This window comes from Asanoa sp. NPDC050611 (genome assembly GCF_040654855.1).
Classification (GTDB): domain Bacteria; phylum Actinomycetota; class Actinomycetes; order Mycobacteriales; family Micromonosporaceae; genus Asanoa.
The window spans coordinates 1-9,407 of the sequence record NZ_JBFAIU010000299.1 but is presented as its reverse complement, the minus strand read 5'-3'; the positions used below and the strand labels follow the sequence as shown (position 1 = coordinate 9,407).

13 protein-coding genes and 2 pseudogenes are annotated in these 9,407 nt (G+C 71.6%); 4 read left to right on the top strand and 11 right to left on the bottom strand.

Annotation, left to right across the window (positions count from 1 at the left end):
* Positions 1–94: 94 nt before the first annotated feature.
* A pseudogene (locus AB0H87_RS32350) lies at positions 95–643 on the bottom strand (adenosine deaminase); the annotation flags it as partial.
* Positions 640–1,428 (bottom strand): trans-aconitate 2-methyltransferase, encoded by a 789-nt coding sequence (locus tag AB0H87_RS32345; RefSeq protein WP_360154274.1) that lies wholly within the window; start codon positions 1,426–1,428, stop codon positions 640–642. The pseudogene AB0H87_RS32350 and the gene AB0H87_RS32345, both read right to left, overlap by 4 nt.
* A 94-nt stretch (positions 1,429–1,522) precedes the next feature.
* On the opposite strand from AB0H87_RS32345, the gene AB0H87_RS32340 reads away from it, so the two are divergent.
* The gene (locus AB0H87_RS32340; protein ID WP_360154271.1) at positions 1,523–2,503 is read left to right on the top strand and encodes an aldo/keto reductase; all 981 of its coding nucleotides are present in this window, start codon (positions 1,523–1,525) and stop codon (positions 2,501–2,503) included.
* A 4-nt stretch (positions 2,504–2,507) separates the two neighbouring features.
* Positions 2,508–2,714 carry a hypothetical protein gene (locus AB0H87_RS32335; RefSeq protein WP_360154268.1) on the top strand — a complete coding sequence of 69 codons (207 nt, stop codon included), beginning with the start codon at positions 2,508–2,510 and terminating at the stop codon, positions 2,712–2,714.
* A 101-nt stretch (positions 2,715–2,815) separates the two neighbouring features.
* Here AB0H87_RS32335 and AB0H87_RS32330 read toward each other — a convergent pair whose 3' ends face one another.
* From AB0H87_RS32330 to AB0H87_RS32290, 9 genes are all read right to left on the bottom strand, one after another.
* On the bottom strand, positions 2,816–3,019 hold the full coding sequence (locus AB0H87_RS32330) for a cold-shock protein (protein WP_007075740.1): 204 nt from the start codon (positions 3,017–3,019) through the stop codon (positions 2,816–2,818).
* Positions 3,020–3,186: 167 nt separating this feature from the next.
* Positions 3,187–4,755 carry an MFS transporter gene (locus AB0H87_RS32325; RefSeq protein ID WP_360154262.1) on the bottom strand — a complete coding sequence of 523 codons (1,569 nt, stop codon included), beginning with the start codon at positions 4,753–4,755 and terminating at the stop codon, positions 3,187–3,189.
* Positions 4,733–5,434 carry an LppX_LprAFG lipoprotein gene (locus AB0H87_RS32320; protein WP_360154260.1) on the bottom strand — a complete coding sequence of 234 codons (702 nt, stop codon included), beginning with the start codon at positions 5,432–5,434 and terminating at the stop codon, positions 4,733–4,735. The genes AB0H87_RS32325 and AB0H87_RS32320 overlap by 23 nt, the downstream gene beginning before the upstream one ends.
* Positions 5,435–5,470: 36 nt before the next feature.
* Positions 5,471–5,743, bottom strand: a complete 273-nt coding sequence (locus tag AB0H87_RS32315; RefSeq protein ID WP_360154258.1) for a DUF4235 domain-containing protein — start codon at positions 5,741–5,743, stop codon at positions 5,471–5,473.
* A gap of 36 nt (positions 5,744–5,779) precedes the next feature.
* A complete protein-coding gene (locus AB0H87_RS32310; protein ID WP_360154255.1) occupies positions 5,780–6,130 on the bottom strand; it encodes a DUF3618 domain-containing protein in 351 nt (116 codons plus the stop codon).
* The gene (locus AB0H87_RS32305) at positions 6,127–6,609 is read right to left on the bottom strand and encodes a phage holin family protein (protein WP_360154252.1); all 483 of its coding nucleotides are present in this window, start codon (positions 6,607–6,609) and stop codon (positions 6,127–6,129) included. The genes AB0H87_RS32310 and AB0H87_RS32305 overlap by 4 nt, the downstream gene beginning before the upstream one ends.
* A 123-nt stretch (positions 6,610–6,732) precedes the next feature.
* Entirely contained in the window at positions 6,733–7,554 is an 822-nt protein-coding gene (locus tag AB0H87_RS32300) for a DUF1206 domain-containing protein (RefSeq protein WP_360154249.1), read from the bottom strand.
* 39 nt (positions 7,555–7,593) lie between these two features.
* Entirely contained in the window at positions 7,594–7,923 is a 330-nt protein-coding gene (locus AB0H87_RS32295) for a hypothetical protein (RefSeq protein WP_360154277.1), read from the bottom strand.
* Between the two features lie 58 nt (positions 7,924–7,981).
* Positions 7,982–8,890 carry a phosphotransferase gene (locus AB0H87_RS32290; RefSeq protein ID WP_360154246.1) on the bottom strand — a complete coding sequence of 303 codons (909 nt, stop codon included), beginning with the start codon at positions 8,888–8,890 and terminating at the stop codon, positions 7,982–7,984.
* Between the two features lie 17 nt (positions 8,891–8,907).
* On the opposite strand from AB0H87_RS32290, the gene AB0H87_RS32285 reads away from it, so the two are divergent.
* Together AB0H87_RS32285 and AB0H87_RS32280 are read left to right on the top strand one after the other, a co-directional pair.
* The gene (locus tag AB0H87_RS32285; protein WP_360154243.1) at positions 8,908–9,189 is read left to right on the top strand and encodes a GNAT family N-acetyltransferase; all 282 of its coding nucleotides are present in this window, start codon (positions 8,908–8,910) and stop codon (positions 9,187–9,189) included.
* Positions 9,190–9,191: 2 nt separating this feature from the next.
* Positions 9,192–9,407, top strand: a pseudogene (locus AB0H87_RS32280) (hypothetical protein); the annotation flags it as partial.

The following is a 9,407-nucleotide window of genomic DNA, read 5'->3' as shown; positions in this document are numbered from 1 at the left end:
GTGCGCTGCCGCATGCCCTTGGAGTAGGTGCCGATCCGGCGGTCCTTGAACTGCGTCATCTCGACCAGGTCGAGCGCCCCCGCGGTCGCCGCCGCTTGAACTGCGCGCGCGGGACGCCCACCTCGGGGCCGCCGAGGCCGAACGACACCAGGCCGTCGGGGCGCTCGTCGAGGGCGATCCGCAGGGTCTCGTCGGCCGCCTCGAGGCCCGCCTCACCCGGTATGTCGAAGCACCAGCGGAGCACGATGCCGAGCTCCTTCTCGGCCGCCAGCCGGGCGTCCTCGATCGCGCCGCAGAACTCGGGTGCCGGCATGCCGCGGCGGACCGACGAGTAGGGCGTGACCGTCAGCTCCGCGTAGCGGACCTGCTGGCGGGCCAGCTCGCGGGCGACCTCGTAGGTCAGGATGCGGACGTCCTCGGGCTCCCGGATCAGGTCGACCACCGACAGGTAGACCTGGATGAAGTGGGCGAAGTCCCGGAACTCGAAATAGGACGCCAGCGCGCCGATGTCGGTCGGCACCGGTGTGCTGCCGGCGTGCCGCGCGGCCAGCTCGGAGACGATCCGCGGCGAGGCGGAGCCGACGTGGTGCACGTGCAGCTCGACCTTCGGCAGGCCGGCGATGAAGGTTTCGAGGTCGGTCACCAGGACGCTCCTTGGGTCTGCGCCACCACGAAGACGCGGCGGAAGGGGAAGAACGCGCGGTCGTGGGTGACCGGGTAGGCCGCCGCGAGCCGCTCACCCAGCTCGGCCCGGTAGCCGGCCCAGCCGGCCTCGTCGGCGCCGAACGCGGCCCGGACGGGGCGCAACGCCGTGCCCTCGAGCCAGGCGAGGACGGGGTGGTCGGCGGCGTTGCCGGGGAGCAGGTGCACGTACTCAGTCTCCCAGGCGTCCACAGCACAGCCCGCCGAGGTCAGCTCGACCGCGTACTCGGCCGCCGACGGCACCGGCATCCGCCGCACCACGCCGCCCAGCGTCTCCTTCCAGCGCGGCTCCTCGGCCAGTGCGTAGAGCGCGTCGTGGGCCGGGGAGGCGAAGTTGCCGGGCACCTGGAAGGCGAGCCACGAGCCGGCGCTGAGCGCCTCGACCCAGCGGCGCAGGAGCGCGAGATGGCCCGGCACCCACTGCAGCGCGGCGTTGGAGACGACCACGTCCACGCCCGGCGAGGGCACGAAGTCGCGCAGGTCGCCGAGCGCGAAGTCGACGGGCGCACCGAGGGCACGGGCAGAATCGATCATCTCGGCCGACGAGTCGATGCCACGCACCAGCGCGGAGGGCCAGCGGGCGGCCAGCGTCGCGGTCAGCGTGCCGGGGCCGCAGCCGAGGTCGACGACCTGGCGGGGACGCTCGGCGGGGATCCGGGCGACCAGCTCGTGGAAGGGGCGCGAGCGCTCGTCGCCGAACCGGCCGTACACCGCGGGATCCCACATCGCTCCTCCAAACCGTACGTACGTCTTGCAGTCAGACTAGGTACCACCGGGACCGCCGGCAAGGCCCTTTAAACGTTCCAGATAGGGTTCCCCCGTGGAGTACCGCCAGTTCGGCCGGATCGGCCGCGACGTTTCCGTAGTGGGTCTGGGCGCCTGGCAGCTCGGCGCCGACTGGGGCGAGGTCAGCGCCGACGACGCGTTCGCGACCCTCGACGCCGCCGTCGACGCGGGCACCACCTTCATCGACACCGCGGACGTCTACGGCGACGGCCGCAGCGAGCAGCTGATCGGCGAGTTCCTGCGCCGCCGACCGGAACAGATCATGGTGGCCACCAAAATGGGCCGCCGCATGCCGCAGGAGCCGGCCAACTACTCCGCCGCCAACTTCAAGGCGTGGACGGACCGCTCGCGGGCCAACCTCGGCGTCGAGCGGCTCGACCTCGTGCAGCTGCACTGCCCGCCGACCGCGGTGTTCCACGACGACCAGGTCTTCGACGCGCTCGACGCACTGGTCGAGGACGGCGCGATCGCGGCGTACGGCGTCAGCGTGGAGACCGTCGACCAGGCGCTGACCGCGATCGCCCGGCCGCACGTGGCCAGTGTCCAGATCATCCTCAACGCGTTCCGCCTCAAGCCGCTCGACCAGGTGCTGCCCGCGGCCGCCGCGGCCGGCGTCGGCATCATCGCCCGCGTCCCGCTGGCCAGCGGCCTGCTCTCCGGCCGCTACACCGCGAGCACCACGTTCGCGGCCGACGACCACCGCAACTACAACCGTCACGGCGAGTCGTTCGACGTGGGCGAGACGTTCTCGGGTGTGGACTACGCGACCGGCCTCGAAGCTGTCGAGCGGCTCCGGCAGTACGTGCCGGACGGCACGACGATGGCGCAGTTCGCGCTGCGCTGGGTGATCGATCAGCCGGGCGTCACCGTGGTCATCCCCGGTGCGCGCGGCCCCGAGCAGGCCCGCGGCAACCTCGCCACAGCCGCGCTGCCGCCGCTGACACCGGCCGCGCTCGCGGGCGTACGCGAAACGTATGACGAGCTCATCCGGCCGGCGGTCCACGACCGGTGGTGACGGCATGAAGGGCTGGTTCCGGCTGACGCTCGGCCTGCTGGCCGTCGTCGTCGGTTTGGTGTGGACCCTGCAGGGGCTCGGCTACCTGCGGGGCAGCCTGATGTCGGGCGACGACATCTGGGCGATCATCGGGCCGGTGTTGGTCGCGATCGGCCTGTTGCTGCTGGTCATCGGCCTGCGGGCGCGCAGCAAGGCGAAGCGGCAGCAGTGATCGGGACCAAAAGTCGAGCCCCGCACGCCGGTCAGCGGGCGGGGCTCAACCTACTCGATGGGCCGGCCGGAGCCGGCCTGTCACGTCTGGTTCCTGAAACGTCAGATGGGGCGGACCTGCTCGGCCTGCGGGCCCTTCTGGCCCTGCGCGATCTCGAACTCCACCCGCTGGTTCTCCTCCAGCGTGCGGTAGCCGCTGGTCTGGATGGCCGAGAAGTGGACGAACACGTCAGCACCCCCGCCGTCGACGGTGATGAAGCCGAAGCCCTTGTCTGCGTTGAACCACTTCACGGTTCCCTGCGCCATGTGTATCTCCTTGTCGAAACTGGCGGCCGAACGCCGTGCGGCCGGTTGGCCGTTTTCGAGCAGCGGCGCCTGAGTCGGCCTCCATCTCAACGAAGGAGGTCTCTCAACCCCGATGTCTCATCAACAGCGGGGACCAGCAAACCACGTACCGAAAAACTCCGCATAGCCTACCCGACGAATTTCTCCGACATGTGATCTGCGGCGTCGGAGTTCGATACCGGAATGGCCACGACCGGGTCTCGCGTATCGACGTGTCGCCCTGCCAGCGCTAGTGCGACGAGCGCTCCCAGCCCGCACAACACGGCCGTGGCCAGGAAGATCTCGCGGTACTCCTGGCGCAGCGCGGCGGCGACCGCCGCCTGGTAGTCCGCCATGCGCCTGGCCTGCGTCGCAGCGTCCACACCGAACCCGAGCGGCGGCACGAGGTGCGCGGTCAGCTCCTGGAAACGGTGCAGACCCCACCCGGTCAGCGCGGCGAGACCGACGAGCATGCCCACCGTTCGGGCGACGACCGCGGCGGCCGAAGCGATTCCGTGTTGCGCACTGGGCACCGCGCGCAGCACCGCCGCCGACAACGGCGCGATCACGAGGCCGAGTCCGAGACCCGCGAGCACGAGGTCGGTGTCCATCCGCGGCAATGGACCGAATCGCGCCGCCGCGAGATCGGCGGGCCAGTTCGCGATCGACAGGTACGCGACGGCGGCCAATGCGAGCCCGGCAAAGGTCACCACGCGCTCGCCGAGCCGCCGGGTGAGCAAGCCACCGAGCACGGCGCCGATCGGCAGCGCGACGAGGAACCGGGTCAGCACGAGCGCGCCGGACAGGCCGTCGCGGCCGAGCGCGGTCTGCGCGAGGATCTGCACGTCGACGAGCGTGACCATGAGCGCGGCCCCGGCGAGCAGGTTGGCCACCAGCGCGGCCGAGAACGGGCGCAGCAGCGCTCCGGCCGGGTCGAGCAGCCGGGTGCGGGCCCGCGACTCCCAGACGAAGAACACGACGCCGACGGCGGCCGCCGCGCCCAGCGCCGGCCAACCCCAGCTCGGCAGCACCGCACGCTGCGGATCGGGGTTGTAGAGGGCCACCACCAGCAGCCCCAGTGCCACCGCCAGGAGCAGCCCGCCGACCACGTCGACCGGCTGGCGCTCGCGGCGTTCGTCGGCGCGCCCCGGCAGGCCGCGGTGCACCGCGAAGGCGACCAGCGCGGCCAGCGGCAGGTTGATCCAGAAGACCCCGCGCCAGCCGACCGCCGCGGCGATCAGGGCGCCGTAGAGCGGGCCGAGCACGCTGCCCAGCTCCTGCGCGGCGCCGACCAGGCCGAGGGCCAGCGGGCGCTGGCGGACGACGAGGTCCGCGGCCAGCGCCATCGTGACCGGCAGCAGCGCGCCGCCGGCCAGGCCCTGCACCGCCCGCCCGATCGCGAGCGTGACCAGCCCGGGCGCCAGCGCGGCGACCAGCGAGCCCACGGCGAAGCCGGCGAGGCAGACCTGGATGACCAGGCGGCGGCCGTAGCGGTCGGAGAGGCGGCCGAGCAGCGGCATGCCGGCGACGTAGCCCAGCAGGTAGCAGGTGACCACCGGGGTGATCCGCTCCAGCCGGTTCACCGGCACGGCGAGGTCTTTCATGATCTCGACAAGCAGCGTCACGACCACGTACGCGTCGAGGGCCGCCAGCAGCACCGCCACCCCGCCCGCGGACAGGGCGAGGCGGCTGCGCCTAGACCGCGGGGACGTCGACATCGACCGGCTTGTCGAAGTCGCTGAACCGGATCGTGACGGTGCCCTTGCCGTCGCCCGGCACGGCGAAGCGCAGCTGGCGGACCAGCGAGTCGCTCGCACCGATCCAGACGGTGCCCTGCACGTCGCCGGTCACGCCCGGCACCAGGCCGGCCATCGCCGCGCCGTCGAAGGTCGCGTCGACCACGTAGTGCTGGGACCCGTCGAGCGTCTCCATGCCCTTCGTAGTGCCCTGCGCGGATGCGAGCACCGCGCCGATGCCCTTGGCGGGGTCGAGGATCGCGGTCGGGTCGTAGAGCGCCGCGGCCTGGGCCAGCGGGATCTTCTGCCAGCCGCCGGTCAGCCCGTTGACGTAGACGAAGCCGTCCTTGGCGACGAAGGAGAGCTCGATCGGCATGCCGACCTGCTCGAGCGTCGCGGTGCCCTTGGCGGTGCCGGTGTTGTCGATCTCGCCCTTGGCGGACTTGATCGGCAGGGCGCCGGTGTCCCCGTCGGTGGTGATGTCGAACGCGGCCGACTTGACCGCGCGCATCTTGGCGGCCGCGGCCGGGAGCAGCGTCGAGGCCGCGGGCTGGTTCGGGTCACCCGCGGCGGCGCCGCTGTCGTCGTCCTTGCCGCAGGCGCTGACCGAGGCCAGCGCGGCCAACAGGACGGCAATGATGAATGTGCGGGGAGGGCGCATACGGGGATGCTACTCATCCCGGCGCCCCGCGCCGCCCTAGTCGTGCGGCCAGTGCCCGGTGAACTTCTTGACGCCGGTCGCACCCGCCCGGTCGATCGAGGCGCGGATCATCGCCACGATCGCGCCCTGCAGCGCGGCCGCGAGCAGGATCTCGCCCCAGCCGCGCTCCTCGTCGATCGGGTGCGGCGCGGCACTGTGCATGGTCATCGACCAGATCCGCTGGAACACCATCCCGGACAGCGTTCCCGCCGCGAGCCCGAGCACGATGCCAACCGGTTTGTAGTTGGCCTTGCTGATCTGCTTGGTCATCTGGTTCCCCCCGTAGAACCGTCGACCCCGCCGGGCCTACCGGCGACGTCTACGCATCACCAACAGGATGACAGCCACGGCGCTGGCCGCGACGCCGATCAGCGTGGCCACCGGCACCGGATTCGGGCGCAGCGCGGCCTGGCCTCCCGACCGGCCGCCGTTGGTGTCGCGTATCCGGGACGCGGTCGTGCTGGCCCGGGCCCGGAACCGGTCGCGGGCCTGCACGGCCGAGCTCTTCATCCGCGCCTTGACGTCGGCCTTGGCCGCCAGCAGTTGGACGGTCTCGCCCAGCTCGGCCCGCGTGCGCCGGATCTCCGCGCGGAGCTCGGCCGGATCGGACGCCGTGCTCCCGTTGCTGTGGCCGTGCCCGTTGCCGGAAGCCGTCATCGCACCGCACCCCCTGAGCCGATCTCCCGCCCGGCCTGGTGGCCGTTGTAGCCATTGTTGCGGAAGCCGTCCTTGACGGTCTGCAGGTCGGCCTTGAGACCTTCGGTGACATCGGCCGGCACCGGCGGCGTCGCCCGCTTGACCTGGCCACGGCCGACGACCGCGAAGAGGCCGGCGAGGATCAGCAGGAAGGCGCCCACGATCAGCGCGGACAGCCAGAGCGGGAGCGCGATGTCGATCGCGATCACCGCGGTGGCGATCAGCACGGCGATGCCGAAGTAGGCCAGGCCGGCGGCGCCGCCGAAGAGCCCGACGCCGATGCCGGCGTGCTTGGCCTTCTGGGTCAGCTCGGCCTTGGCCAGCGCGAGCTCGTCACGGACGAGCCGGGACATCTGTTCGGTCGCGCGCTGCACCAGTTCCGCAGTCGACGGGTCAGCATCGGCACGGGGCGGTGCAGCGGCGTTGCGTGCGTCGACCATCGGGCCTCCTCTCACGAGGCTTTCGTATGCCCCGTGCTCGCGCCGGTCAATCCTCGTGTCCGGTGCGAGTCACAGGTGCGTGGTGGATACCCCGCGGAACGGACATATCCGATGATCAGTCTGTCAGACCTTGCGGTACTTCGACTGCAGGAAGCAGAACAGCGCAAAAGCGGCAATTCCGATGGCGATCAGGGTCAGCAGGATAGCGCCGTACGCCTGGCCGCGCAGCGTTTCGAGGGCGGCGTCCAGGCCCCGCGCCTTGGCCGGGTCGTAGGTGGCCGCGGCGACCACGAAGAGCACGCCGGCGATCCCGTACGCGACACCCTTGGCGCTGTAACCGGCCATCCCGAGCCGGCGCGCGAGCTGGCGGGTGCGCGGCGCCATCTGTCCGGTCTTGAGGTGGCGCTCGAACGCCTTCTTGACCCCGTAGACCACGAGCCCGATGCCGAGCCCGGCCAGCGCCAGGCCGGCGATGATCACGACGGCCCGCCCGCCGCCGCTGCTCAGCAGGTCCTGCGTCTTCTGCTGCTGGCTGTCGGCGGCCGAGGTCGGCGCTCCCTTGAAAACCTTCCACGCGGTGTACGCGAAGTAGGCGTAGACGATCGTCCGGAACGCCGAGGCGATCCGCTCGAACACCCGGCGCTTGCCCTGCTCGGCGTGGTGCCCGACGAGCGCCTCGGAGAGCTGCCAGATCGCCATGGCGAGCAGCCCGACCGCGATCGCGATGACGAGGAACTTGCCCAGCGGCTGTTCCGCCAGCGTCATCAGCGCGCCGGACTGGTCACCCTCGGCGGCCGGCTTCCCGAACGCGATCTGCAGCGCCAGCCAGGCGAACAGCAGGTGGACGATTCCGTATCCGATGAAACCGGCCCGGGTGAGCGCTTCGAGAGCCGGGTTGTTGGCGGCCCTGGAGGCCGTAGCCTCGGCGCGACTGACTGTTGACATGGCGGTCAATGTGACCGCCACGCCAACTTTTCAAACTCGTCAGCCCGGGTTACGCCCGATCTGAACCGAAACCTCACTGTCGGTGATGGACGACAGCGAGACCTGCAGGCCACCCACGTCGACCGCCTGGCCGTCGGTGGACAGCGAGATCTGCTCGCCGGCCACCTCGAGGGTGACGGTGTTGGCGTCGGCCTGCACGAACTTGGCCTCCACACCGAGGATGCTGGCGTTGCCCTGCACGCCCCGGTCGAAGGTGACGGTGCACTGGTCGAGGCCGCAGTTCGTGGAGGCTCCTTCGGAGCTGCAGCCGGCGAGGAGGGCGCCGCCGAGGGCGAGCGCCGCGAGAAGGCTCACGGTCGTTCGTCGCATATTCACCCGGCCAAGGGTACGGGCCCGCGTCCACCCCGGACCGTCGCCGCCCGGCGCCCTACGCCAGCAGCCGGCCCGCCGCGGCGCGCAGGGCGGACAGTTCGCGCTCGGCCCAGCCCTCGCCGATCGAGTCCGTACCCCGGAAGGTGGGTTTGTCGACGAGGTGGAAGTGCAGGTTCGCGATCAGGTCGCGCACCGTGAGCCAGGGCAGGGCGGCGAGGTCCGCGGCGCCGAACGGGCGCACCGCGCGGTAGCCCGCGAGGAACGCCGGCCACCAGGGGGTGGTCGCGACACCGGTCAGGTCCGCGGCGCGGTAGTCCTCCGCCGTCCGGTCGAGGTCGTAGAGGACCAGCCGGTCGTCGTCGAGGTGCACGTTGTCGAGCGAGACGTCGCCGTGGCAGATGCCCCGGTCGAGGCCGGCGCCGGCGATCCGGTCCGGCAGCGCCGCGGCGAGCACGTCGAGCAGCTCCCGGTCCGCCGGCGTGAGCACGGCCCGCAACTCGTCCAGCGGCGCGTCGTCCCGGGCGCGCGGCGGGGGCGGGGCACCGGCGTCGGCGGCGGCGTGGAACTCCGCGACCGTGCGGCCGAACCCGGTCGCGGTCGCGTCGTCGATCGCGGCGCCGGGCAGCGCGCCGGGAGCCCACTCCCAGAGCAGGCAGGCCCGCTCCCCCTCGGGCGCCGTGAGGGTGCCGGCCGGATCGCCGTCGCGCCGCGGCACGGCCCGGACGACCGGCACGCCACGGTCGTGCAGGTGGCTGGCGAGACGCGCCTCCCATGCGACGTCGGTCACCGGTCGACCGTGGCGGTAGAGCTTGAACACCAGCGGACCGTGCGTGGTTTCGACCCGGTAGACGTCGTTGACCAGAGTGCGCAACAGTGTCGCCCCCGTGACCTCCCGGCCGTAGGCCGCGGCGACGAACGCCGCGACGTCGGCGGGCGCGAGCAGCGATCGCAGAGGACTGATCACGGGGTAGAACTGTAGGCGTGGAATCAGTGGTGAACGACAACCCCGACAAACATCGCTTCGAGATCTCGGCGGACGGCGAGCTCGCCGGCTTCGCGGCGTACCGCCTGCGCGAAGGCGCGATCACCTTCACCCACACGGAGATCGACTCCCGCTTCGAGGGCAAGGGCCTGGGCAGCAAGATCGCTCGCACGGTGCTCGACGAGGCGCGGTCGCGGGGGCTGCGGGTCTACGCGCAGTGCCCGTTCATCGCCGGCTACATCGACAAGCACCCGGAATACCAGGACCTGCTGGCCGACTGACGATGCTCGCGATCCGCGCCGCCCGCCTCTTCGACGGCAACCGGACGACCAGGAACGCCATCGTGTACGTCGACGCGGGCACCGTCGCCGGCGTCGCGCACGGCGAGCCGGCCGGCGTCGAGGTGCTCGACCTGGGCCGCCTCTGGGGTCGGGAGATGGTGGGACATGGCGGCACTCCTTCACAGCGCCGGGAGCTTCCGACGTTACCGGCGAACCGC

Bases quoted from the DNA above. Each gene is read 5' to 3' on its own strand.
- AB0H87_RS32315 (WP_360154258.1), bottom strand. From the start codon at position 5,743: ATGACCAAGCAGATCAGCAAGGCCAACTACAAACCGGTTGGCATCGTG.
- AB0H87_RS32310 (WP_360154255.1), bottom strand. From the start codon at position 6,130: ATGACGGCTTCCGGCAACGGGCACGGCCACAGCAACGGGAGCACGGCG.
- AB0H87_RS32295 (WP_360154277.1), bottom strand. From the start codon at position 7,923: ATGCGACGAACGACCGTGAGCCTTCTCGCGGCGCTCGCCCTCGGCGGC.
- AB0H87_RS32330 (WP_007075740.1), bottom strand. From the start codon at position 3,019: ATGGCGCAGGGAACCGTGAAGTGGTTCAACGCAGACAAGGGCTTCGGC.
- AB0H87_RS32300 (WP_360154249.1), bottom strand. From the start codon at position 7,554: ATGTCAACAGTCAGTCGCGCCGAGGCTACGGCCTCCAGGGCCGCCAAC.
- AB0H87_RS32325 (WP_360154262.1), bottom strand. From the start codon at position 4,755: ATGTCGACGTCCCCGCGGTCTAGGCGCAGCCGCCTCGCCCTGTCCGCG.
- AB0H87_RS32345 (WP_360154274.1), bottom strand. From the start codon at position 1,428: ATGTGGGATCCCGCGGTGTACGGCCGGTTCGGCGACGAGCGCTCGCGC.
- AB0H87_RS32320 (WP_360154260.1), bottom strand. From the start codon at position 5,434: ATGCGCCCTCCCCGCACATTCATCATTGCCGTCCTGTTGGCCGCGCTG.
- AB0H87_RS32305 (WP_360154252.1), bottom strand. From the start codon at position 6,609: ATGGTCGACGCACGCAACGCCGCTGCACCGCCCCGTGCCGATGCTGAC.
- AB0H87_RS32335 (WP_360154268.1), top strand. From the start codon at position 2,508: ATGAAGGGCTGGTTCCGGCTGACGCTCGGCCTGCTGGCCGTCGTCGTC.